This window comes from Pseudomonas sp. B2021, assembly GCF_018135665.1.
Classification (GTDB): Bacteria; Pseudomonadota; Gammaproteobacteria; order Pseudomonadales; family Pseudomonadaceae; genus Aquipseudomonas; species Aquipseudomonas lactis.
In genome coordinates this window covers 4355089-4380434 of the sequence record NZ_SMOF01000001.1, presented here as the reverse complement: position 1 = coordinate 4380434, position 25346 = coordinate 4355089, and the positions used below count along the sequence as shown (strand labels likewise).

At 61.1% G+C, this 25346-nt stretch carries 22 protein-coding genes; all 22 read left to right on the top strand.

Features of this window, described 5'->3' with window-relative positions; all coding sequences use genetic code 11:
• Positions 1-510 precede the first annotated feature (510 nt).
• The 22 genes from E1K68_RS19585 (at position 511) to fliJ (ending at position 25289) form a co-directional block, all read left to right on the top strand.
• Entirely contained in the window at positions 511-1251 is a 741-nt protein-coding gene (locus E1K68_RS19585; RefSeq protein WP_003192988.1) for a flagellar basal body rod protein FlgF, read from the top strand.
• A gap of 62 nt (positions 1252-1313) precedes the next feature.
• A complete protein-coding gene (flgG, locus tag E1K68_RS19580; RefSeq protein ID WP_003192986.1) occupies positions 1314-2099 on the top strand; it encodes a flagellar basal-body rod protein FlgG in 786 nt (261 codons plus the stop codon).
• Positions 2100-2151: 52 nt separating this feature from the next.
• Positions 2152-2847, top strand: a complete 696-nt coding sequence (flgH, locus tag E1K68_RS19575) for a flagellar basal body L-ring protein FlgH (protein WP_032895934.1) — start codon at positions 2152-2154, stop codon at positions 2845-2847.
• Positions 2848-2853: 6 nt separating this feature from the next.
• On the top strand, positions 2854-3963 hold the full coding sequence (locus E1K68_RS19570; RefSeq protein ID WP_161793221.1) for a flagellar basal body P-ring protein FlgI: 1110 nt from the start codon (positions 2854-2856) through the stop codon (positions 3961-3963).
• A gap of 4 nt (positions 3964-3967) precedes the next feature.
• Positions 3968-5227, top strand: a complete 1260-nt coding sequence (gene flgJ, locus E1K68_RS19565; protein WP_057709776.1) for a flagellar assembly peptidoglycan hydrolase FlgJ — start codon at positions 3968-3970, stop codon at positions 5225-5227.
• 10 nt (positions 5228-5237) lie between these two features.
• The gene (gene flgK / locus E1K68_RS19560) at positions 5238-7283 is read left to right on the top strand and encodes a flagellar hook-associated protein FlgK (RefSeq protein WP_032895936.1); all 2046 of its coding nucleotides are present in this window, start codon (positions 5238-5240) and stop codon (positions 7281-7283) included.
• 14 nt (positions 7284-7297) lie between these two features.
• Complete coding sequence (locus tag E1K68_RS19555) at positions 7298-8908, top strand: flagellar hook-associated protein 3 (RefSeq protein WP_034136121.1); 1611 nt, start codon at positions 7298-7300, stop codon at positions 8906-8908.
• A gap of 276 nt (positions 8909-9184) precedes the next feature.
• Complete coding sequence (locus E1K68_RS19550; RefSeq protein WP_032895938.1) at positions 9185-10114, top strand: ketoacyl-ACP synthase III; 930 nt, start codon at positions 9185-9187, stop codon at positions 10112-10114.
• Positions 10115-10513: 399 nt separating this feature from the next.
• Positions 10514-12238 (top strand): flagellin, encoded by a 1725-nt coding sequence (locus E1K68_RS19545; protein ID WP_212614564.1) that lies wholly within the window; start codon positions 10514-10516, stop codon positions 12236-12238.
• Positions 12239-12314: 76 nt separating this feature from the next.
• Positions 12315-12662 (top strand): flagellar protein FlaG, encoded by a 348-nt coding sequence (locus tag E1K68_RS19540; protein ID WP_032895940.1) that lies wholly within the window; start codon positions 12315-12317, stop codon positions 12660-12662.
• Positions 12663-12744: 82 nt separating this feature from the next.
• Positions 12745-14112 carry a flagellar filament capping protein FliD gene (gene fliD / locus E1K68_RS19535; RefSeq protein WP_212614563.1) on the top strand — a complete coding sequence of 456 codons (1368 nt, stop codon included), beginning with the start codon at positions 12745-12747 and terminating at the stop codon, positions 14110-14112.
• A gap of 128 nt (positions 14113-14240) precedes the next feature.
• Positions 14241-14630 carry a flagellar export chaperone FliS gene (fliS, locus tag E1K68_RS19530; protein ID WP_014719355.1) on the top strand — a complete coding sequence of 130 codons (390 nt, stop codon included), beginning with the start codon at positions 14241-14243 and terminating at the stop codon, positions 14628-14630.
• 25 nt (positions 14631-14655) lie between these two features.
• Positions 14656-14952 (top strand): hypothetical protein, encoded by a 297-nt coding sequence (locus E1K68_RS19525; RefSeq protein ID WP_003192968.1) that lies wholly within the window; start codon positions 14656-14658, stop codon positions 14950-14952.
• A gap of 169 nt (positions 14953-15121) precedes the next feature.
• Positions 15122-16594: a sigma-54 dependent transcriptional regulator gene (locus E1K68_RS19520; RefSeq protein WP_003192966.1), complete on the top strand. Its 1473-nt coding sequence runs from the start codon at positions 15122-15124 to the stop codon at positions 16592-16594.
• 110 nt (positions 16595-16704) lie between these two features.
• Positions 16705-17916, top strand: a complete 1212-nt coding sequence (locus E1K68_RS19515; RefSeq protein ID WP_057709780.1) for an ATP-binding protein — start codon at positions 16705-16707, stop codon at positions 17914-17916.
• A 4-nt stretch (positions 17917-17920) separates the two neighbouring features.
• Entirely contained in the window at positions 17921-19300 is a 1380-nt protein-coding gene (locus E1K68_RS19510) for a sigma-54 dependent transcriptional regulator (RefSeq protein WP_212614562.1), read from the top strand.
• 282 nt (positions 19301-19582) lie between these two features.
• Entirely contained in the window at positions 19583-19912 is a 330-nt protein-coding gene (fliE, locus tag E1K68_RS19505; protein WP_003192959.1) for a flagellar hook-basal body complex protein FliE, read from the top strand.
• 16 nt (positions 19913-19928) lie between these two features.
• On the top strand, positions 19929-21704 hold the full coding sequence (gene fliF, locus E1K68_RS19500) for a flagellar basal-body MS-ring/collar protein FliF (RefSeq protein ID WP_014719351.1): 1776 nt from the start codon (positions 19929-19931) through the stop codon (positions 21702-21704).
• Entirely contained in the window at positions 21697-22713 is a 1017-nt protein-coding gene (gene fliG, locus E1K68_RS19495; protein ID WP_003192957.1) for a flagellar motor switch protein FliG, read from the top strand. The genes fliF and fliG overlap by 8 nt, the downstream gene beginning before the upstream one ends.
• Before the next feature lie 10 nt (positions 22714-22723).
• A complete protein-coding gene (gene fliH / locus E1K68_RS19490) occupies positions 22724-23488 on the top strand; it encodes a flagellar assembly protein FliH (RefSeq protein ID WP_003192956.1) in 765 nt (254 codons plus the stop codon).
• Positions 23478-24836 (top strand): flagellar protein export ATPase FliI, encoded by a 1359-nt coding sequence (gene fliI / locus E1K68_RS19485; RefSeq protein ID WP_003192955.1) that lies wholly within the window; start codon positions 23478-23480, stop codon positions 24834-24836. Before fliH ends, fliI begins: the two co-directional genes overlap by 11 nt.
• Positions 24837-24839: 3 nt before the next feature.
• Entirely contained in the window at positions 24840-25289 is a 450-nt protein-coding gene (gene fliJ, locus E1K68_RS19480; RefSeq protein WP_003192954.1) for a flagellar export protein FliJ, read from the top strand.
• The last annotated feature ends 57 nt before the right edge of the window (positions 25290-25346 follow it).

Here is a 25346-nt window from a genome sequence, read left to right as displayed (position 1 = left end):
AAGCAAAAGGCTCTTGCCCCACCACTCGGCACCTCGCTTAGGCTCGGTGTGCCCGTAATCCGCCGGCATCCCTGCCGGTTTACCCCCCAAATCCCTGTCGAATTTCGGCCAGCGTGGTTTAACGGGGCGCCTGAGATCAAGATCAAAAGCAGATCAAGAGCGACTCGCTTCGCATCGTGGTTACCGTTTGCTGCTACAGCCCACAAGGTTGTGTAGATATCTATGCTGCGATAGGGGACTGTCAGTTGGCATATCAGTGCCTGTTCCGCCGCTATCGCAGGCAAGCCCGCTCCCACATTTGAGCTCTGTCGTTTTTCAGGCCGGTGTTTGCCGCTGGCGGCAGTAGTCCGCCGTTTTTTCGACTGTTTCTCCCTTGCCTATTTCAGATACCTCCACGAAACCCCCGCCGCGCCTGGACTTTGGCCTCTTTTGAAAAGTTGGTTCGCAAATTGCTTAAGCCTCCTCAGTACAGCGGTGGGCGGCAAGCGTCCGTCAGAAAGAGGATAGAGCGTGGACAAGTACCTTTATGTGGCAATGACCGGCGCCAGCCAGAATGCACTGGCGCAGAAGGCCCATGCCAACAATCTGGCGAACATTTCCACCAACGGCTTTCAGCGCGACCTGGAACAGGCGCGTTCGATGCCAGTGTTCGGTGACAGCTTTCCGGCGCGGGCGTTTGCCATGACCGAACGTCCGGCTACCGACTTTTCACCGGGCGCGATGATCGAAACCGGCCGCGACCTCGACGTGGCCGTCAGCGGTGACGGCTGGATGGCCGTGCAAACCCCGGATGGCGGCGAAGCCTACGTGCGCAGCGCCAGCATGAACGTGGATGCCCTGGGCGTGCTGCGTGCCGGCAACGGTATGCCAATCATGGGCAACGGTGGCCCGATTGCCGTGCCGCCCCAGCAGAAAATCGAAGTGGGTTCGGACGGCACCATCAGCATCCGTGCCATGGGCGAAGGCCCGCGGGTGATGGCGGAAGTGGACCGTATCAAGATGGTCCAGCCTGACCTCAAGAACATGACCAAAGGCCTGGACGGCACCATCCACACCAAGGATGGCCAGCCGGCCCAGGCCGACGCGAACGTGCGGCTGACCTCGGGTTTCCTGCAGGCAAGCAACGTCAATGCCGTGGAAGAAATGACCGCGGTGCTGGCGCTGGCCAAGCAGTTCGAGCTGCACATCAAGATGATGAACAGCGCTAAAGAAGACGACCAGGCCATGACGCGCGTCATGCAGATGAGCTGATTCAAGCCCACTAATTAATTTGCAACGCAGCGCCAACCATCCGGCGCACGAAGGAGAACAGCATGCTTCCGGCTCTATGGGTTGCCAAGACAGGCCTGTCCGCCCAGGACACCAACCTGACGACCATTTCCAACAACCTGGCAAACGTGTCGACCACGGGCTTCAAACGTGACCGCGCCGAGTTCCAGGACTTGCTCTACCAGATCAAGAAGCAGCCTGGCGCCCAATCGACCCAGGACAGCGAATTGCCGTCGGGCCTGCAACTGGGTACCGGTGTGCAGATCGTCGGCACCCAGAAAAACTTCAGCGCCGGTAACCTGCAGCAAACCGGCCAGCCCCTGGACATGGCGATCAATGGCCGCGGCTTTTTCCAGGTGCTGCAACCGGATGGCACCACCTCTTACACCCGTGACGGCACCTTCCACCTGGACTCCAACGGCCAGATCGTGACCGCCAACGGTTTCGCCCTGGAGCCTGCTGTCGTGGTGCCGCCCGACGCCAAGACCTTCACCGTCGGCAACGACGGCACCGTGTCCATCACCGTCGCGGGCAACCCGGCCTCCCAAGTGATCGGCAACCTGCAAACCGCCGACTTCATCAACCCGGCCGGCCTGCAGGCGATGGGCAACAACCTGTTCCTGGAAACCGCCTCCAGTGGCGCGCCGCAAATCGGCACCCCTGGCTTGAACGGCTTCGGCACCACGCTGCAAAGCACCCTGGAAACCTCCAACGTCAGCACCGTTGAGGAGATGGTCAACATGATCACCACCCAGCGCGCCTACGAGATGAACTCCAAGGTGATTTCCACCGCCGACCAGATGCTTTCGTTCGTCACGCAGAATCTGTAATCAGTCTATGGGGCGCCCTTGAGGGTGCCTGCAACACCGTGAGGTTAGGGTCATGAATCGCTATGTTTGTGTGTTGGCATTGAGTGGGATCGCCGTGCTTGCGGGCTGTGTCGCCCCCTCGCCAAAGCCCAATGACCCGTACTACGCGCCGGTGTTGCCACGCACGCCGCTGCCGGCGGCGGCCAACAATGGCTCGATCTACCAGGCTGGTTTCGAGCAGAACCTGTACAGCGACCGCAAGGCGTTCCGGGTCGGTGACATCATCACCATTACCCTGAATGAGAAGACCCAGGCCAGCAAGAACGCCAACTCGCAGATCGGCAAGAACAGCAAGACCAGCATCGGCCTGACCTCGTTGTTCGGCGGCGGCCTGAACACCAACAACCCGCTGGGCAGTGGTGACCTGAGCCTGGACGCCGGCTACAGCGGCGACCGCGCCACCAACGGCAAGAGCGCGGCAGGGCAGGGCAACAGCCTGACCGGTTCGATCACCGTGACCGTCGCCGACGTATTGCCCAACGGCATCATTGCCGTGCGCGGTGAAAAGTGGATGACCCTCAACACCGGCGACGAGCTGGTGCGCATCGCCGGCATGGTCCGCGCCGATGACATCTCCACCGACAACACCGTGCCGTCGACGCGCATTGCCGATGCGCGCATTACCTACTCGGGCACCGGTTCGTTTGCCGATGCGAGCCAGCCGGGCTGGTTCGACCGCTTCTTCCTCAGCCCGCTGTTCCCTTTCTAGGTGGCCATTTTGAAGTTCAAACAGCTGATGGCGATGGCGCTTTTGTTGGCCTTGAGCGCTGTGGCCCAGGCCGAGCGCTTGAAGGACATCGCCAGTATTTCCGGCGTGCGCTCCAACCAGTTGATCGGCTATGGCCTAGTCGTGGGGCTTAACGGCACGGGTGACCAGACCACCCAGACGCCGTTCACCCTGCAAACCTTCAACAACATGCTCTCGCAGTTCGGCATCAAAGTGCCGCCAGGCTCGGGCAACGTGCAGTTGAAGAACGTCGCAGCGGTGTCAATCAGCGCCGATCTGCCCGCGTTCGCCAAGCCGGGGCAGGTGGTGGATATCACCGTGTCGTCCATGGGTAACTCCAAGAGCCTGCGCGGCGGCACCTTGCTGATGACGCCGCTCAAAGGTATCGACGGCAACGTCTACGCCATCGCCCAGGGCAACCTGGTGGTCGGCGGTTTTGACGCCGAAGGCCGCGACGGTTCGAAGATCACCGTCAACGTGCCGTCGGCCGGTCGTATCCCCGGTGGCGCCACGGTTGAACGCACCGTGCCGAGTGGTTTCAACCAGGGCAACAGCCTGACCCTGAACCTCAACCGCTCCGACTTCACCACCGCCAAGCGCGTGGTCGACAAGATCAATGACATGCTCGGCCCTGGCGTGGCCCAGGCCATCGACGGCGGCTCGGTTCGCGTCACTGCGCCTTTGGACCCAAGCCAGCGTGTGGACTACCTGTCGATCCTGGAAAACCTTGAGGTCGACCCCGGCCAGGCCGTGGCCAAAGTCATCATCAACTCGCGCACCGGCACCATCGTGATCGGCCAGAACGTCAAGGTCTCGCCAGCGGCGGTAACCCACGGCAGCCTGACGGTGACCATCACCGAAGACCCGATCGTCAGCCAGCCTGGGCCGTTGTCCGGTGGCCAGACGGCCGTGGTCCCGCGCTCGCGCGTCAATGCCCAGCAAGAAGCCAAGCCGATGTTCAAGTTCGGCCCCGGCACCACCCTGGACGAGATTGTCCGTGCGGTGAACCAGGTGGGCGCTGCGCCCGGCGACTTGATGGCGATCCTCGAAGCTTTGAAGCAGGCCGGCGCGTTGCAAGCCGACCTGATCGTGATCTGAGGCCATGGCCATGGATATGCGCAAGAGCGGTATCAGCAGCACGGCGGACTCGGGGTCTTACTCCGACCTGAACCGGCTTAACCAGCTCAAGGTCGGCGACGACAAAAACAGTGAAGGCAACCTGCGCAAAGTGGCGCAGGAATTCGAGTCACTGTTTTTGAACGAGATGCTCAAGTCCATGCGTTCGGCCACCGAGGCCCTGGGCAAGGACAACCCGCTGAACACCCCGGCCGCCAAGCAATACCAGGAAATGTACGACCAGCAATTGGCGGTGTCGATGTCCCGCGAAGGCGGTGGTATCGGCCTGGCCGATGTGCTGATGCGCCAGATGCAGAAGAACAAGCCGGTGGAGGCCCAGGCCGCCACCTTGCAAGGCCCGGCGGCGGATGCGCCGGTGAAGAAAGTCGATGTGCCGACCGAGATTGCCGCCGGTACCCAGGCCGAAGGCCCGTTGGGCCGCTCCAATGGCCAGCGGCCTTTGTGGGCGTATCGCGTGGCCGTGCCTGAGGGCGCCAGCACCCATGCCAACGACATGGAACTGATGAACCAGCGCCGTATCGCCTTGCCCAGCAGGCTGGCCGACCGCCTGCTGGCGGGCATCGTGCCGAACGCTCCGGTCGAAGCCAAAGCCGCGCCCCTGCGTAACAGCGCTGCCGACGACACGGTCATTAACAGCAGCGCGCGTAGCTTTGCCGTGCCGAGCGGGCGCATGCAAGTGTATGGCCGCGCCATTGCCCAGCCACCGCTGGCGCCAGCGAAGAAAGCCTTCAGCTCCCAGGATGAGTTTGTCGCCACCATGCTGCCGATGGCCAAGGCCGCCGCCGCACGTATCGGTATCGACCCCAAGTACCTGGTGGCCCAGGCCGCACTGGAAACCGGCTGGGGCAAATCGGTGATGCGCGCCGAGGACGGCAGCAGCAGCCACAACCTGTTCGGCATCAAGGCCGGCCAGAGCTGGCAGGGCGGTCAGGCCCGGGCGATCACCAGCGAGTTTCGCGATGGTGCGATGGTCAAGGAAACGGCGCAGTTCCGTTCCTACAGCTCCTATCAGGACAGCTTCCACGACCTCGTGACCCTGCTGCAAAGCCATGATCGCTATAAAGAAGTTGTGAAATCAGCCGACAACCCGGAACAGTTTGTACGCGAGTTGCAAAAAGCCGGTTATGCAACCGACCCGGATTACGCCAGCAAGATTTCGCAGATCGCAAAAAACATGAACAGTTACCAGAACTACGCTGCCGCTGGCGCAACCACACATTTATAAGGTCTGAACCATGAGTTTGCTCAGTATCGGGATGTCAGGGCTCAATGCCGCTCAAGGATCGTTGTCGGTCTTGAGTAATAACATCGCCAACGTGAATACCCCGGGGTACTCGCGTCAGCAGACCACGCAAAATACCAACGCGTCGAACCCGTTCGGCGGCGTGTACATCGGCAGCGGCACCACCCTGGCCGATGTGCGCCGGGTGTACAACGAGTACCTGGACACCGCTTACCAGAACAGCACGGCGCTCAATAACGACGCCAAGGCGTACCTGGACCAGGTGGGGGCCGTCGACAAAGTGCTGTCGGACAAAACCACCGGCCTGTCCTCGGTGCTCAGTTCGTTCTTCGCCACCCTGCAAACCGCCGCGTCCAACCCCAGCGACCTGTCGGCCCGCCAACTGCTGGTGACCAACGCCCAGACCCTGAGCAGCCGTTTCAACGCGATCTCCACGCAGTTGACTCAGCAGAAAGAGACGATCAACAACCAACTGAGCAGCATGAGTGACCAGGTCAACCAATTGACCGCCTCGATTGCCTCCCTCAACCAGCAGATCTCCCAGGCCCAAGGCAGCTCCAACAGCGCCCCGGCCAACCTGCTGGACTCGCGTAACGAGGCAGTACGTTCGCTCAATGAGTTGATTGGCGTGACGGCCACCGAGAAAAACGGCCAGTTCAGCGTGACCACCGGCAGCGGCCAGTCCCTGGTGGAGGGCGGGATCTCCAACAAGATTTCCGCCGCGCCAAGCAAAACCGATAACAGCCAGTACACCATCCAGCTGGACATGAACGGCACCACCCTGGACCTGGGCTCGGTGATCAGCGGCGGCAGCATCGGCGGCCTGTTGCGCTATCGCAGCGATGCCCTGATGCCGGCCATCAATGAGCTGGGCCGTATCGCCATCGCCACGGCAGACACGCTCAACAACCAACTGGGCCAGGGCCTGGACCTCAACGGTGACTTTGGCGTTTCGCTGTTCAAAGACATCAACAGCGCCGCCGCCATTGCCTCGCGCAGCCAGGGTGCCTCGGGCAACAGCGCCGGCGCGGGCAACCTGAACGTGACGATCAAGGACAGCAGTCAGTTGTCCACGTTTGACTACACCGTGACCTTCAGCGACAAGACCGATCCTAACAAGATCACGGTGTTGCGTTCGGACGGCAAGGCCATGGGCACCTTCGACATGAGCTCAACACCGCCGCCGACCCTGGATGGCTTCACCCTGGCGCTGGACGGCAAGGGCACCATGGCGTTTGGCGACAGTTTCAAAGTCAGCCCCACCGCCACGGGCGCCAGCGGTATTGGCGTGGCGCTCACCGATGCGAACAAACTGGCGTTCGCCGGCCCGTTGGCAGGTACCAGCAGCACGACCAACAGCGGCACGGGCACCTTTACCCAGCCGGCCTTGACGGTGCCTCTGGATATCCATGGCGGCACCGACACCGCGCAGCTGCGCGCTGGTATTGAAAACTCGATGCCGGTGAAGATGGTGTTCGGCAAGCCCGCCGCCGACGGCACGCAGTCCTATACCATCAACGATTCCAAGGGCAACCCGATTGGCACTGGCTCGATCATTCCGGGGCAGGGCAACAAGATCACCGTGGACGTGCCGATGCGCGACGCCAGCGGTGCCGCCATTCCCGGCAAGAGCTTCAAGTTCGACACCACCGTCAACGGCTCGCCGGCAGACGGCGACAGCACCACCTTTGCCTTCAACAGTGGCGGCAAGTCCGACGGCCGCAATGCCCAGGAACTGCTGAACCTGCAAACCAAGGCCACTGTCGGCATGGGCGATGGCAACGCGGGCACCAGCCTGGTGGGTGCCAACAGCAAGCTGGTCTCGACCGTGGGGGCCAAGGCCAGCCAGGCCGGGGTCGACACCGCCGCCACCGGCGCGTTGCTCAGCGCCAACAAGGAAGCACGCAACTCGGTATCCGGGGTCAACCTGGATGATGAAGCGGGCGACATGATCAAGTTCCAGCAGTACTACACCGCGTCGTCGCAGATCATCAAGGCTGCGCAGGAAACCTTCACCACACTGATGAATGCTCTTTAAGGGAGGCTGGGACGATGCGTATTTCTACACAGCAGTATTTTGAGACCAGCTCTGCCAAGTACCAGAGCAACTATTCCAGCGTGGTCAAGGCCCAGGACCAGGCCAGCTCCGGTGTGCGCGTGCAGACCGCCGCGGATGATCCGGTGGCGGCGGCGCGGTTGTTGATGCTGCAGCAGCAGAAAGACATGCTGGCGCAGTTCAATGGCAACATCGACACCCTGAAAAACTCGCTGACCACCCAGGACGGCGTGCTGGAAAATATCAATATCGCGATTCAACGGGCCAGTGAGTTGGCGCTCAAGGCGGGTAACGTCGGCATCAGCGACGCTGACCGCAAGTCGACGGCCGCCGAGATTGGCGCCATTGAAGACCAGGTCCTGGGCCTGCTCAATACCAAGGACGCCAGCGGCAATTACTTGTTCTCCGGCAGCAAGACCGATACGCCGCCCTACGCCCGCAACAATGACGGCACCTACAGCTACCAGGGCGATGACACGCCGCTGAGCTTGAAGATCGCAGAGAACCTGTCGGTTGCCATGGGCAATACCGCCAAGAGCATGCTTGAAAGCTCGGCGAATACGGGCCGTACGCAAACCGCGCCAATCCTCGTGCCGCCAGCAGTCGACGATGGCAAGGTCACCGTATCTGCCGGGCTGATCGCGGCCAACAGCAGCTATAACAGCAGTTTTTCCGATGGTCAGCCGTATAAGCTGACCTTCACCAGCAGCACCCAATACGTCGTCACGGACAATGCCGGCAAGGACATCACCTCGGAGATTCCGGGCAACGGCACTTTCGACGCTACCAAGGAAGGCGGTTCGACTATCAGCCTGCGCGGGGTCAAGTTCGACATTGGCTTGAACCTGGGCAAAGACGCGCTGGGCAAAGACATACTGCCAGGCGCGCCGTCGGACGCCATCGTCAAGGACCGCGAATTCAGCCTGTCGGTCAAACCAGACACCTTCAGCGTTTCGCGCACCCCGAGCAATCCGTCAACCGCGCAACTGAGCGGCGGCACGGTGAGCGATCCGGCGGCTTACGCCAGCACCTTTCCCAATTCGGGCGTGATCGTGAAGTTCGGGGCCGCTGGCGCCTATGACCTGTATGCGCAGCCGTATAGCGCAGACAGCAAATCCATCGCCAGTGGCACCCTGGCGGCCGGCGCAACCACCATCACGGCGGCAGGGGTGACCTTTGATGTCACCACCGCACCGGCGCCGGCAGCCGGCGACCAGTTTGCGATCAGTGCCACCAGCAACAAGAACGAGAACGTCCTCGACACCCTCAGCCATCTGCGCAAAATTCTGGAAACGCCGTCAGACGGCAATCCGGCGGCGCAGAAGGAGCTCAAGGATGTGGTAGCCAAGTCGATTGGCAACTTGACCAATGCCTACGGGCAGATCGACCAGGCACGCGGCTCACTGGGCGCGCGCCTCAATGGCCTGGATATTCAGTCCAAGGAAAACGTCAGCCTGGACCTGGCCAATACCACCACCATGAATGCCCTGGGCAATGTCGACTTCGCCGAAGCCGCCGTCAACCTGAGCTTGCAGCAAACCATGTTGCAGGCTTCGCAACTGGCCTTCGTGAAAATCTCGCAGTTGAGCCTGTTCAACAAGATGTAAACGGCGTTCAGTCAAGCGGCCCGCTCTGGAAACAGGGCGGGCCGTTATCGTTTCTGGGGCTAAATTGTTGAAACGTTTTGCATAAACCACGCAAAATTGAGTGACCTGTGAGTCATAAAGCGCATCTTCACTGTATCGTGTGAAAAGGATAAGTCGTCACAGGGCCTTCATCGGGCGGCTTTCAGCGAGATTTTCATGGGGTTATCCCCTTTATTGTCAGCACTCCCGGCGTAGCCCGAGGGGTGTTCTCCAGCTATTTAGTATTGGGAAGCCACAATGATTGGCATAAAAAGCATCGCCAGTTACGTGCCGGCAGACGGGATCGATAACTACGCCCAGGGTGCCAAATTCGCCAAGGATGAAGAGTTCATCATCGGCAAGATCGGTTCGGCGTTTCTGCCGCGCAAGGAAGCTGCACAGGAAACGTCCGACCTGTGCGTCGAAGCCGTCAACGCATTGTTCGCCAATAACCCGGATTTGAAGCGCGAGTCCATCGACGCGCTGATCGTCGTCACCCAGAACGGCGATGAAGAGGGCTTGCCCCACACCGCCGCTATCGTCCAGGACAAACTGGGCCTGCCGACTCACGTGGCCGCCTTCGATATCTCCCTGGGCTGCTCCGGCTACGTCTACGGCATCTACGCGATGAAGGGCTTCATGGAAGCCGCCGGCCTGAAAAACGGCCTGCTGATCACCGCCGACCCGTATTCCAAAATCGTCGACCCGGAAGACCGCAACACCACCATGCTGTTCGGTGATGCCGCCACCGCCACCTGGATGGGCGAGGACGCGCCATGGCTGCTGGGCAAATCCAAGTTCGGTACCGACGGTTCCGGCGCACCGCACCTGAAGGTCAGCGATGGTGTGTTCTTCATGAACGGCCGCCAGGTGTTCAACTTCGCCTTGCTCAAGGTGCCAGCGCACTTGCACGAGCTGCTCAAAGAGTCGGACCTCAAGGCTGATGATATCGACGCGTTCTGCATCCATCAGGGCAGCGCGGCCATCGTCGACGCCGTGGCGCGCCGCTTTGAAGAAGCGCCGGTGGACAAGTTCATCAAGGACATGGTCGAGACCGGTAACACCGTGTCGTCGAGCATCCCGCTGCTGCTGGAAAAGCACGTGATGGACGCCACCTGGAAGCGCGTGGCAATCAGCGGCTTTGGCGTGGGCCTGTCGTGGGGCTCGGCGATTCTCTATCGTCCGTGATGCTTTAGCCGCTGCACAAAAAACGCCGATGATCCCACGATCATCGGCGTTTTTTTTGCGCCCCCCCTGTAGGAGCGAGCTTGCTCGCGAAGAACGTTAACGATAACGCGGGCATTCAGAATGCACGCGGCGTTCTCAGGTTCTTCGCGAGCAAGCGCGCTCCTACAAGGGGGGATGTCTTGAAGGCGAAGTTTTGGCGCCAGTAACCCGTGATTACGGGCGTTTCACGCCTCTATAAGCCCTTGAAATACAAGGGCTGGCACAGGGCTACTAAAAAAAATCAAAAAAATCCTCAAGCAACCGGCTACCACGACGATAACTATTACGTAGGTTCTCTAGGCCACACCCGGCGGTCGCCAGGGCCGGAAGCCGCAGTATCCAAACCACGAGGATTTCGTCATGGCATTATCAGTAAACACCAACATCACCTCCCTGGGTGTCCAGAAGAACCTGAACAAAGCTTCCGACGCTCTGAGCCAGTCGATGAACCGTCTGTCCTCCGGCCTGAAAATCAACAGCGCCAAAGACGACGCTGCCGGCATGCAGATCGCTAACCGTCTGAACAACCAGGTCAAAGGCCTGAACGTTGCCATCGCCAACGCCAACAACGGCGTGTCGATTGCCCAGACCGCTGAAGGCGCGATGCAAGAATCCACCAACACCCTGCAGCGTCTGCGTGAACTCGCCCTGCAAGCGGCCAACGGTGATAAAAGCGACGCTGACCGTGTTTCCCTGCAGCAAGAATTCACCGCTAAAGTGGGCGAACTGAACCGTATCGCCAGCACCACCACCTTCGGTGGTCGTAACCTGCTCGACGGCTCGTTCAGCAACGTAGCGTTCCAGATCGGCGCCAACGCCAACGAGACTATCTCGTTCGGTATGACCGACATCAGCTCGACTGCGCTGAAGGGTAACTACAAAGAAGCTGCTGTAAACGGCACTGCGATGTCTGGTCTGGCAGCTACTTCGACTGGCTCCGTGTTGGGCGGTACTAAGGCCACGGCAGTCGGTGGTGCCGCAGCACTGGCAACTGTTGCAACTGACGCGTTCACTATTAACGGTACTGAAATTACTCTGGGTGTTGCCGCTGCTGGTGCAGCAGCCGGTACTGCTGCCGTTACTGCTATCAACGCTCAAACAGCTACCACTGGTGTTACTGCAAGCGCTGATGCTGCCGGTGTCGTTACTCTGACCTCGAAAAGTGCTATTACCCTGGGCGCTTCCGCTACCGGCGGCGCAACACCTGGCCTTGCTAAACTCGGTCTGACTGCAGGTGCTACTCCAGCTACCAACAGCACCCCTACCGGCACCACCGCAATGGGTGTGACTGGCGGTATCTCGGTTAACGGCACTGCTGTCGCCTGGACTGCCACTGATACAATGGCTGACGTGCTGACTGACATCGCTGCTGCTGCGGGTACTGGTGCAACCGCTACCTTGGTTGATGGTCGTGTCAAAGTGACCTCCGGTGGTGGCCAGGACATCAAGCTGTCCAACACCTCTGCGGGTTCGCTGTCGCAACTGGGTCTGTCCGCGGGCACCTCCCAAGCCAAACTGACCGCTGACACCTCCATTGACGTGAACGGCGTTGAAGTCAAGTTCAAGAAAGGTGACACCGCTGACGCGATCGTTTCTTCGATCAACAGCGCCAGCACCGGTGTTCAAGCCAGCAAAAACGCTGACGGCACCCTGAACTTGTTCGCTGACAAAGACATCACCATCAAGGATGGTAGCGCCGGTACTGGCCTGGCTGCACTGGGTCTGACCGCTGTTGCAGCGGCCGGCACCAAAACCGCCGTCACCATGGAAACCAGCGTTTCCGACCTGAACATCCTGACTGCCGCTTCTTCGCAGCAGGCCATCCAGGCTCTGGACGACGCCATGCAGCAGATCGACAGCCAGCGTTCGCAGCTGGGTGCCGTACAAAACCGCTTCGCCAGCACCGTGGCCAACCTGCAGAGCATTTCGCAGAACTCCTCCGCTGCCAAAGGCCGCGTAGAAGATGCTGACTTCGCTTCTGAAGCCGCTGAGCTGACCAAGCAACAAACCCTGCAACAGGCTTCCACTGCGATCCTGTCCCAGGCCAACCAACTGCCATCGTCTGTTCTGAAGCTGCTTCAGTAATAGCGCTAGCGGTTAAATAACGGGAGGGTGCGTTTAACAACGTGCCCTTCCGTTTTTTCAGTTTGGAGGTGGTGACATGGACATGAGCATCAAGCTGACCTCGTCTTACCCCGCAGCCCCGGCCCCGGCCAACCTTGGCGCAGTGGTGACCCAGGCCAAGCCTGTGGCCAGCAATGAGCCGATCAAAAGTGAAGAGCCTCAGCGCGTTGCGCTGGAAAAGGCTGTTACCGATATGCGTGAGTTTGTGCAGGCTTCACAGCGCAACCTGGATTTTTCCATCGATGACTCTACCGGCAAGGTAGTGGTCAAGGTGATCGCCACTGACAGTGGTGAAGTGATTCGACAGATACCATCGGAGACCGCGCTGAAATTGGCGCAGAACCTGAGCGATGCCGGCAGCCTGTTGTTTGATAGCAAGGCTTGAGTTGGCACGAAACATGTTTCTGATTGCGGTCTAGGCGTATAAGCGCCAAAAAACGGCCGCTGCAGGACAAGGAGAATGGCAAATGGCTAGTTCAACGATTTCCGGCCCAGGTTCGGGCTACGACACCCAAGCAATCGTCAAGGCGCTGGTCGGGGCCGAGCAGGCACCCAAGCAGGCTCAGATCACCAACGAGCAGAAGAAAGCCACCGTGCAGTTGTCTGCCGTGGGCTCGGTCAAGACGGCGTTGGAAGCCTACCAGGCGGCGATCACCAAGTTGAACAATGCCTCGGCCTTCAACGGGCTGGCGGCGACTTCTTCGGAAGAGAAAAACGCCAAGGTCACCCTGACTGACGGTGCATCCAGCGGCAAGTACCTGTTGAAGATCGCCAACCTTGCGACCGCCTCGAAAGTCACCACGGCGGTGAACGCGGAGGGCGCGTCGGGCAAGGCCAACAGCACCGACGAAGACCAGACGCTGACCATCAACCAGTCGGGCAAAAGCTACGACGTGGTGATCCCTGGTGGCGCGACCTTGCAACAGGTGCGCGAGTCGATCAATACCCAGCTCTCGTCCCAAGGCATCAGTGCCAACGTACTGAGTGACTCCAATGGCGCACGGCTGGTACTCACCTCGACCAATATGGGTGAAGGCACCGACATCACCCTCAGCGGTGATTCGCAACTGGCTACCGGGTACGACAAAGGCACGCCGCCGACCAACGCCAAGTACTCCATTGATGGCATTGAAATGTCATCGACCAGCAACAAGATCACCTCGGCGATCAGCGGCGTGACCCTGGACCTGTTGGACACGGTAGACATCACCAAGCCGACCACCATCACCGTGGCCAGCAACACCGACACGCTGAAAACCTCGGTGCAGTCCTTCGTCAGCGCCTACAACACGCTGATGACGGCGATCAATAGCCAAACCAAGGTCACTGCCACCGGTGATGCTTCCACCACTACCGCAGGTGCGTTGACAGGCGATGCGTCGATGCGTCAATTGGTGAACAGCCTGCGTTCCGAATTGGTCAACGGCTCCGGCGCGGGCACCATGACCAGCCTGGCGCAGATGGGCATTACCACCGACCAGAAAACCGGCCTGCTGAGCCTGGATGACAAAACCTGGGACAAGGCCGTGGTCAAGGGCGCTGGCGACATTGCCAAGCTGTTCACCGGCGACTCGGGCTTGATCACCCGCATGAACAAGGCGACCAACAGCTATGTCGGCACCACCGGCACCCTGGCGACCCGGGCCACCGATCTCAACAACAAGTTGACCGACTTGACCAAAGAGACCGATGACCTCACGCGGCGCATGGATGCCTTGCAGAAGTCCCTGACCGCCAAGTACACGGCGATGGACACCATGATTGCGCAGATCAACGCCAGCAGCTCCAGCATCCTGACCACCCTCAACTCGCTGAACAATCCTAAGTCGAACTGATGAGCGGTGCGCGCCAGGGCCCTGTCCAGGGGCTCTCGCGCAGGGTGCTGGATTAAAGTTTTTATCGCCGTGGTCGAAAAACTGGTTAAGCAAACCTATTCGATTGTCGCCAGTAACGAGGTAGCAACATGAACCCGATGAGAGCCCTTCGCCAGTACCAGAAGGTCAATGCCCACGCTCAGGTCTCCGAAGCCAGCCCGCACCGCCTGGTGCAGATGCTGATGGAAGGTGGCCTGGATCGCATGGCCCAGGCCAAGGGGGCGTTGAGTCGCGGGGACATCGCGCAAAAGGGCCTGATGCTGGGCAAGGCGATCGAAATCATTTCGGGCCTGCGCGATGGCCTGGAGCCGGAAAAAGCCGAAGATCCGGCCGCGATCCAGCGTCTGGATGCCTTGTATAACTACATGGGCAATCGCCTGGTCGAGGCCAACCGAGTCAATGATGTCGAGATGATCGACGAAGTCGCCCGTCTGCTGATCACCGTCAAGACCGGCTGGGATGCCATCGCTCCACAATAAGGCCGATCGCCTTGAGGTACACATCATGAGCCACGCACTGCAACGCATCGACGAAACCCGCGAAGCCCTGATCGGCGCGCTGGCCGAGCGCAACTGGGAAGCTGTCGGCGAGTTGGACCTGGGGTGTCGAGCGGTGATTGATGAGGTGCTCAGCGAGGCGCCGGTAGATGAGGATGCACTGCGCGAAAAGCTGGAAAGCCTGCTGGTGGTGTATCGGCAGTTGCTGGAGGTGACGACCGGCGAGCGCCAGGCGATTTTCGAAGAGATGTCGCAGATCAACCAAGCGAAAAATGCGTCAAAGGTTTACCATCTGTTCGGTTGAGCGGGCGCAGTTAATCCGAACGGCGCGTCATATATTTGACTGTGCCAACATTTTTGACTTAACTAGTGCTGTTTTCAGATTTCAGACGTCTAGAAGGTAAGAAATCTTACAGACGTCTAGATTGCCCTCATTCCGGGGCAGGAAGTTTTACTAGGGAAGTTGCTATTGCATGTGGCGTGAAACCAAAATTCTGCTGATCGATGACGATAGCGTCCGCCGCCGCGATTTAGCGGTGATTTTAAATTTTCTCGGTGAAGAAAATTTACCCTGCGGCAGCCACGATTGGCAGCAGGCGGTCAGCTCGTTGTCGTCGAGCCGTGAAGTCATTTGCGTATTGATCGGGACGGTAAACGCTCCTGGCGCAGTTCTGGGCCTGTTAAAGACACTGTCTACCTGGGATGAGTTCCTTCCGGTGTTGCTGATGGGCGATATTTCTTCCGTGGACCTGCCGGAAGACCAGCGCCGCCGCGTGCTTTCCAACCTGGAAATGCCGCCCAGCTACAGCAAATTGCTCGATTCCCTGCACCGCGCCCAGGTCTATCGCGAGATGTACGACCAGGCCCGCGAGCGCGGCCGTCACCGTGAACCCAACCTGTTTCGCAGCCTCGTCGGCACCAGCCGTGCCATCCAGCACGTGCGCCAGATGATGCAGCAAGTGGCCGACACCGACGCCAGCGTGCTGATCCTCGGCGAGTCAGGCACCGGCAAGGAAGTGGTCGCGCGCAACCTGCACTATCACTCCAAGCGCCGCGACGGGCCCTTTGTGCCGGTCAACTGCGGGGCGATCCCGGCAGAGCTGCTGGAAAGCGAATTGTTCGGCCACGAGAAGGGCGCCTTTACCGGGGCGATCACCAGCCGTGCCGGGCGCTTTGAGCTGGCCAATGGCGGCACCCTGTTCCTCGACGAAATCGGCGACATGCCGTTGCCGATGCAGGTCAAGCTGCTGCGCGTATTGCAGGAGCGCACCTTCGAGCGCGTGGGCAGCAACAAGACCCAGAGCGTGGACGTGCGCATCATTGCAGCCACCCACAAGAACCTCGAAAGCATGATCGAGGTCGGCAGCTTCCGCGAAGATCTGTACTACCGCCTCAACGTATTCCCTATCGAGATGGCCCCGCTGCGCGAGCGCGTCGAAGACATCCCGTTGCTGATGAACGAACTGATCTCGCGCATGGAGCACGAAAAGCGTGGCTCCATTCGCTTCAACTCCGCGGCAATCATGTCCCTGTGCCGCCACGGCTGGCCGGGCAACGTCCGCGAACTGGCCAACCTGGTGGAGCGCATGGCGATCATGCATCCGTACGGGGTGATCGGCGTGGTCGAGTTGCCGAAGAAATTCCGCTACGTCGACGACGAAGACGAGCAGATGGACAGCCTGCGCAGCGACATGGAAGAGCGCGTGGCGATCAACGGGCATACCCCGGACTTCGGCGCCACCGCGATGTTGCCGCCCGAAGGCCTGGACCTCAAGGACTACCTCGGCAACCTGGAACAAGGGTTGATCCAGCAGGCCCTGGACGATGCCCATGGCATCGTGGCCCGCGCCGCCGAGCGCCTGCGCATCCGTCGTACCACCCTGGTGGAGAAGATGCGCAAGTACGGTATGAGCCGCAAAGAAGGTGATGAACAGGCGGATGATTGACGCCTGTTTTTCAACTACTTGATTTATAGCTAGATTTTTTTCGGCACGGGTATTGCTACAGCCCTCGCAACGTTCCGTTTAACTGACGGTCAGCCAAGCGAGAGAGCATCATGCCCCACGCCGCCCAACTATCTTCGGCCCCTGCCATCCAGGGGCTGGTTTCGCCTGTAGAACCGCCAACCCGCCAGGGCCTGGAGCACGCGTTCTCGCAGTTCAACCAGATGTCGAGCCAGCTGACCGACTCCTACAGCCTGCTTGAGGCTCGGGTTTCCGAGCTTAAAGGCGAATTGGCGGTGGTCAGCGCCCAGCGTATGCAAGAGCTGGCCGAGAAAGAGCGCCTGGCCAACCGCCTGCAAAACCTGCTCGACCTATTGCCCGGTGGCGTGATTGTCATCGACGACCAGGGCCGTGTGCGCGAAGCCAACCCGGCAGCCTGCGACCTGCTCGGCCTGCCGCTGGAAGGCGAGCTGTGGCGTGAAGTCATCACCCGCTGTTTTGCCCCCCGTGAAGACGACGGCCACGAAGTCTCCCTCAAGGACGGGCGTCGGCTGTCCATCGCCACCCGTTCCCTGGACGCCGAGCCGGGCCAGCTTGTGCTGCTCAATGACCTGACAGAAACCCGGCACCTGCAAGATCAACTGGCGCGCCATGAGCGGCTGTCGTCCCTGGGGCGTATGGTCGCTTCCTTGGCCCATCAGATTCGTACGCCGTTGTCGGCGGCATTGATCTACGCCAGCCATTTGACTGACGAGCAATTACCGGCGGCCACCCACCAACGCTTTGCCGGGCGCCTCAAGGAGCGCCTGCATGAGTTGGAGCACCAAGTGCGCGACATGCTGGTGTTTGCCCGTGGCGAACTGCCGCTGACCGATCGCGTTACACCTGCCGGCTTGATGCAGTCCCTGCAAGCGGCAGCGGCGATCCATGTGCAGGAGGCCAACCTGCGCTGGCAGTGCGACAGCCATCAGGGCGAATTGCTGTGCAACCGCGACACCCTGGTGGGCGCGCTGCTCAACCTGATCGAAAACGCCACCCAGGCCAGTGGCCCCGGGGCGCGCCTGAAAGTGCACCTGTACACCCGCGGGCAAACCCTGCGCCTGTGCGTCAGCGACAGCGGCAGCGGTATCGCCCCGCAGGTGCTGCAACGTCTGGGCGAGCCGTTTTTTACCACCAAGACCAACGGCACTGGCCTGGGCCTAACGGTGGTCAAGGCCGTGGCCCGTGCCCATCAGGGACAATTGCAGCTGCGTTCCCGCGTGGGGCGTGGCACCTGTGCATTGATGAGCTTGCCGCTGTTTACCAGTGCGGCAAGCGCGGAGTAAGAGGATGAAAACTATCAAGGTTTTATTGGTGGAAGACGATCGCGCCCTGCGTGAAGCATTGGCTGACACGCTGCTGCTAGCGGGCCATGACTACCGTGCGGTCGGCTCTGCCGAGGAAGCCTTGGAGGCGGTCGAACAGGAAACCTTCAGCCTGGTGGTCAGCGACGTCAACATGCCCGGCATGGACGGCCACCAGTTGCTCGGCCTGCTGCGGGTGCGCCAGCCGCAACTGCCGGTGCTGCTGATGACCGCCCATGGCGCGGTGGAGCGGGCGGTGGATGCCATGCGTCAAGGCGCAGCCGATTACCTGGTCAAGCCGTTCGAACCCAGGGCGTTGATCGAGCTGGTGGCCCGGCATGCCCTCGGCGTGATGCCCGCAGCCGACGGCGATGGCCCGATTGCCTTTGAACCGGCCAGCGCGCAATTGCTGGAACTGGCAGCGCGGGTAGCGCGCAGTGATTCCACCGTGCTGATTTCCGGCGAGTCCGGCACCGGTAAAGAAGTGCTGGCGCGGTATATCCACCAGCAATCGGGCCGTGCCAAGCAACCGTTCATTGCGATCAACTGCGCGGCGATCCCCGACAACATGCTCGAAGCTACCTTGTTCGGCCATGAAAAGGGCTCGTTCACCGGCGCCATCGCGGCCCAGGCCGGCAAGTTCGAACAGGCCGACGGCGGCACCATCCTGCTCGACGAAATCTCGGAAATGCCCCTGGGCCTACAAGCCAAGTTGCTGCGCGTATTGCAGGAGCGTGAAGTAGAGCGCGTGGGTGCACGCAAGCCGATCCAGCTGGATATCCGCGTGGTCGCCACCACCAACCGCGACCTCGCGGGCGAAGTAGCGGCGGGGCGCTTTCGTGAAGACCTGTTCTACCGGCTGTCGGTGTTCCCGCTGGCCTGGCGCCCATTGCGCGAGCGCCCGGCGGATATCATCCCCTTGGCCGAGCGCCTGCTGAACAACCACGTCAAAAAAATGAAGCATGCCCAGGCGCGTTTATCACCCGAGGCCCAGGCGTGCCTGGTCAGTTATCCATGGCCGGGCAACGTGCGCGAGCTGGACAATGCGATCCAGCGTGCGTTGATTTTGCAGCAGGGCGGTTTGATCCAGCCGCAAGACTTTTGCCTGGCCATGGGCAATGGCGCTGCGCCGCTGCCGAGCCTGGCCCCGACTCCCGTGGTCGCCGAGGCAGAATCGGCCGGAGCCCTGGGCGATGACCTGCGCCGCCGTGAATTCCAGATGATCATCGACACCCTGCGCGCCGAACGCGGCCGCCGCAAAGAAGCGGCCGAGCGCCTGGGCATCAGCCCGCGCACCTTGCGCTACAAGCTGGCGCAGATGCGCGATGCCGGGATGGACGTGGAAGCCTATCTTTTCGCCACCTGACCTCGCGCCAATCCCGTGTGTAGGAGCGAGCTTGCTCGCGAAGAATCCATAGGCGCCGCGGGCATTCTGGAAGCGCGCGTTATCGTTGACGTTTTTCGCGAGCAAGCTCGCTCCTACAAAAAACGTGCGGGAAGAAGGGCGCAAAAAACTTGCGGTAACAAGTTCGACAAGCTTTGTCGCCTTTTCTTACGAGTTGCTCCAGAGCTGGCACCCTTGTTGCTACCACCCCTGGTAACCGCTGCGTAGTGTCAAAAAATTGCGGGTCGTCGGAGAGAGAAGGTCATGAGCCAGGGTATTGAGTTCAATCGGTTGATGTTGGATATGCGCGCCATGCAAATGGATGCCATGGCTCAACCGAAATCCGTCGCGCCAGCGCCGGAATTGGGCCAAAGCAATTTTGCCGACATGCTCGGTCAGGCAATCAATAAAGTCAGCGATACCCAGCAGGCGTCCAGCCAGTTGGCGACGGCCTTCGAGATCGGTAAAAGCGGCGTGGACCTCACCGATGTGATGGTCGCTTCGCAGAAGGCCAGCGTGTCCTTCCAAGCCTTGACCCAAGTGCGTAACAAGCTGGTTCAGGCGTATCAAGACATCATGCAGATGCCGGTTTAAGGACGAGATTTAAGTCATGGCTGAAGCAGTCTCCGACAACCTCCCCGCCAAGGCCGACGGCAAGCCGCCGTTGTTTGGCCTGTCGTTCCTGGAAAACCTCTCGGAAATGACCATGCTGCGTCAGGTGGGCCTGATGGTGGGCCTGGCAGCCAGCGTGGCGATTGGTTTTGCCGTGGTGCTGTGGTCGCAGCAACCCGATTACCGCCCCCTGTACGGCAGCCTGTCGGGCATGGATTCCAAGCAGATCATGGAAACCCTCGCCGCCGCCGACATCGCCTACACCGTGGAGCCCAACTCCGGCGCCTTGCTGGTCAAGGCCGATGATGTGGCCCGTGCACGGATGAAGCTGGCCGCCGCTGGCGTGGCGCCGTCCGACAGCAATATCGGTTTTGAAATCCTCGACAAAGACCAGGGCCTGGGCACCAGCCAGTTCATGGAAGCCACCCGTTATCGTCGTGGTCTGGAAGGCGAACTGGCGCGCACCATTTCCAGCCTGAATAACGTCAAGGCTGCCCGTGTGCACCTGGCGATTCCGAAAAGCTCGGTGTTCGTGCGTGACGAACGCAAGCCCAGCGCCTCGGTCTTGGTCGAGTTGTTTGCTGGCCGCTCCCTGGAGCCTGGTCAGGTACTGGCGATCGTCAACCTGGTGGCCACCAGTGTTCCCGAATTGAGCAAGTCGCAAATCACCGTGGTGGACCAGAAGGGCAACCTGCTGTCCGACATGGCCGAAAACTCCGCGCTGACCCAGGCCGGCAAGCAATTCGACTACAGCCGCCGCATGGAAAGCATGCTCACCCAGCGCGTGCATAACATCCTGCAACCGGTACTGGGCAACGACCGCTACAAGGCTGAAGTGTCGGCCGATGTGGATTTCAGCGCCGTCGAGTCCACTTCCGAGCAGTTCAACCCCGACCAACCGGCCCTGCGCAGCGAGCAGTCCACCAGCGAACAACGCACTGCCAGCAATGGCCCCCAAGGTGTGCCGGGCGCTCTGAGCAACCAGCCGCCTGCGCCGGCCTCGGCACCGCAGACCACCGGTGGCGCCGCCGCTACCGCTGGCGCGATCCAGCCTGGCCAGCCGTTGCTGGACGCCAACGGCCAGCAGATCATGGACCCGGCCACCGGCCAGCCGATGCTTGCGCCGTACCCTGCGGACAAGCGTAACCAGTCCACCAAGAACTTCGAACTCGACCGTTCCATCAGCCACACCAAGCAGCAACAGGGCAAGATCAATCGCCTGTCGGTGTCGGTGGTGGTCGATGACCAGGTCAAGGTCAACCCAGCGGACGGCGCGGTGACCCGTGCGCCGTGGACGGCTGACGAACTGGCCCGTTTCACCCGCCTGGTGCAGGACGCCGTTGGCTTCGACGCCAGCCGTGGCGACAGTGTCAGCGTGATCAACATGCCGTTCTCCGCCGAGCGCGGTGAAGTCATCGCTGACCCGGCGTTCTACACCCAGCCGTGGTTCTGGGACATCGTCAAGCAAGTACTGGGCGTGTTGTTTATCCTGGTGCTGGTGTTTGGCGTATTGCGCCCGGTGCTCAACAACATCACCGGTGGCGGCAAGAAGCAACTGGCACTGGCCGGTGGCGACGTCGAGTTGGGTGGCATGGGCGGCCTGGACGGCGAACTGGCCAACGACCGGGTCAGCCTCGGCGGCCCGCAAAGCATCCTGTTGCCAAGCCCGAGCGAAGGCTATGACGCTCAGTTGAACGCAATCAAGAGTCTGGTGGCAGAAGACCCGGGCCGTGTGGCCCAGGTCGTGAAAGAGTGGATTAACGCAGATGAATGATCGAGCCGCTGTGGCCAAGCTGTCCCGGGTCGACAAAGCCGCCGTGCTGCTGCTGTCCCTGGGTGAAACCGACGCGGCCCAAGTGCTGCGCCACATGGGCCCCAAAGAGGTCCAGCGTGTCGGCGTGGCCATGGCGCAGATGCGCAATGTGCACCGCGAGCAAGTCGAGCAGGTGATGAGCGAGTTCGTCGAGATCGTCGGCGACCAGACCAGCCTGGGCGTCGGCTCCGACAGCTACATTCGCAAGATGCTCACCTCGGCCCTGGGCGAAGACAAGGCCAACGGCCTGATCGACCGCATCCTGCTGGGTGGCAACACCAGCGGCCTGGACAGCCTCAAGTGGATGGAACCGCGGGCAGTGGCCGACGTGATCCGCTACGAGCACCCACAGATCCAGGCGATCGTGGTGGCCTACCTGGACCCGGACCAGGCCGGCGAAGTGCTCGGCCACTTCGACCATAAAGTGCGCCTGGACATCATCCTGCGCGTGTCGTCGCTCAACACCGTGCAGCCGGCGGCGCTCAAAGAACTCAACACCATTCTGGAGAAGCAGTTCTCCGGCAATTCCAACGCCTCGCGCACCACCCTGGGTGGCATCAAGCGCGCGGCCGACATCATGAACTTCCTCGACAGCTCGGTGGAAGGCCAGTTGATGGACTCGATCCGCGAGATCGACGACACCCTGTCCGGCCAGATCGAAGACCTGATGTTCGTGTTCAACAACCTGGCCGATGTCGACGACCGTGGCATCCAGGCGCTGCTGCGCGAAGTGTCCTCGGACGTGCTGGTGCTGGCGCTCAAGGGCTCGGACGAAAACGTCAAAGAAAAGATCTTCAAGAACATGTCCAAGCGCGCCTCGGAGCTGTTGCGCGACGATCTGGAAGCCAAGGGCCCGGTGCGCGTCAGCGACGTGGAAACCGCCCAGAAGGAAATCCTCACCATTGCCCGCCGTATGGCCGAAGCCGGAGAAATCGTTCTCGGCGGGAAGGGCGGCGAAGAAATGATCTAAGGCGCCTTGCATGTCGAATAAAGATGAGGCGCCTAGCGATCTGATTCGCGCGCGGGATGTCGGCGGCTTTGACATCTGGTCGCTGCCCAGCTTCGACCCCCATGTGCCGGAGCCCGAGCCTGAACCGGTGGAGGAACCACCGGCGGAAATGGAAGAAGTGCCGCTGGATGAAGTCCAGCCACTGACCCTCGAAGAGTTGGAAACCATCCGCCAGGAGGCCTATAACGAAGGCTTTGCGGCGGGGGAAAAAGACGGCTTTCGCAGCACCACCCTCAAGGTTCGCCAGGAAGCCGAGGCGGCGCTGGCCACCAAGCTGGGTAGCCTGGAGCGCCTGATGGGTAACCTGTTCGACCCTATCGCCGAACAGGACTCACAGCTGGAAAAATCCATGGTCGGCCTGGTGCAGCACATCGCGCGCCAAGTGATCCAGCGCGAACTGGTGCTCGACTCCAGCCAGATCGAAGCGGTGATGCGTGAAGCCCTCAAGCTGCTGCCCCTGGGCGTCGGCAATGTGCGGCTGTACATCAACCCCCAGGATTTCGAACAGGTCAAAGCCCTGCGCGAGCGCCATGAAGAAACCTGGCGCATCGTCGAAGACGCTTCGTTGCAGCCCGGCGGTTGCCGCGTCGAGACCGAACACAGCCGCATCGATGCGACGGTGGAAACCCGCATCAGCCAGATCATGGCCAAGTTGTTCGATCAACTGCATGAACAAGCCCTGCACCCCGCCGAACCGGATCTGAGCGTTGACCTGGACGCCACCGATGCGCCTTGATCGCACCAGCTTCGCCAAGCGCCTGGGCAGCTACGCCGAGGCCACCGAGTTGCCCGGCCAGCCGATCCTCGAAGGGCGCCTGTTGCGCATGGTCGGCCTGACCCTCGAAGCCGAGGGCCTGCGCGCCGCCATGGGCAGCCGCTGCCTGGTGATCAACGACGACAGCTACCACCCGGTGCAGGTCGAAGCCGAGGTGATGGGCTTTTCGGGCAGCAAGATCTTCCTGATGCCGGTCGGCAGCCTCGCCGGCATTGCCCCTGGCGCCCGCGTGGTGCCGCTGGCCGACACTGGCCGCCTGCCCATGGGCATGAGCATGCTGGGCCGCGTACTCGATGGTGCCGGTCGTGCGCTGGACGGCAAGGGCGGCATGAAGGCCGAAGACTGGGTGCCGATGGACGGCCCCACCATCAACCCGCTCAAACGCAACCCCATCAGCGTGCCGCTGGACGTGGGCATTCGCAGCATCAACGGTTTATTGACGGTCGGTCGCGGCCAGCGCCTGGGCCTGTTCGCCGGTACCGGCGTGGGTAAGTCGGTGTTGCTGGGCATGATGACGCGCTTTACCGAGGCCGACATCATCGTGGTGGGGCTGATCGGCGAGCGGGGCCGCGAAGTGAAGGAGTTCATCGAGCACAGCCTCGGTGAGGAAGGGCTCAAGCGTTCCGTTGTCGTCGCTTCTCCGGCAGACGATGCACCGCTGATGCGATTGCGCGCGGCGATGTACTGCACGCGCATCGCCGAATATTTTCGCGACAAGGGCAAGAACGTCCTGTTGCTGATGGACTCGCTCACGCGTTTCGCCCAGGCCCAGCGCGAGATCGCCCTGGCCATCGGTGAACCGCCCGCGACCAAAGGTTACCCGCCGTCGGTATTTGCCAAGTTGCCCAAGCTGGTGGAGCGTGCCGGTAATGCCGAAGCCGGCGGTGGCTCGATCACCGCGTTCTATACCGTGTTGTCTGAAGGCGACGACCAACAGGACCCGATTGCCGACTCGGCCCGGGGCGTGCTCGACGGCCACATCGTGCTGTCGCGGCGCCTGGCGGAAGAGGGGCATTACCCAGCCATCGATATCGAAGCGTCCATCAGCCGGGTGATGCCGGCGGTGGTCACGCCGGAGCATATGGCTCGTGCCCAGCAGTTCAAGCAGCTGTGGTCGCGCTACCAGCAAAGCCGTGACCTGATCAGCGTCGGCGCCTATGTGGCCGGTGGCGACCGCGACACCGACCTGGCCATCGCCTTGCAGCCGCAACTGGTGACCTACCTGCGCCAGGGTCTCAACGACAAGATCACCATGGGCGAGAGCCAGTCGCACTTGCAGTCCATCTTCGCCCCGGCGCCGGGCGGCTAAGCCATGGCCAACAGCCGCGCCGCGCGCCTGGCCCCAGTGGTGGACATGGCCGAAAAGGCCGAGAAAGCCGCCGTACAGCGCCTTGGCTACTTCCAGGGCCAGGTGCGTTTGGCCCAAAGCAAGCTGGGCGACCTGGAGCGCTTTCGTGGCGAGTACCAGCAACAGTGGATCGAGCGCGGCAGCCAGGGTGTGTCCGGCCAGTGGCTGATGGGATACCAGGGCTTTCTCAATCAGCTTGAAACCGCCGTTGGTCAGCAACGCCAGAGCCTGGCCTGGCACGAGGCCAACCTCGACAAAGCCCGCGAGGCCTGGCAACAGGCGTTTGCCCGGGTCGAGGGGCTGCGCAAACTGGTGCAGCGCTACATCGACGAAGCGCGCGCCATCGAAGACAAGCGCGAGCAAAAGCTGCTCGATGAATTGTCCCAACGCCTTCCCCGACCAGAACAGTTCTAATCGGCACTACAAACCCAGTGTGGGGGCTGGCTTGCCTGCGAAAGCGGTGGTTCAGTT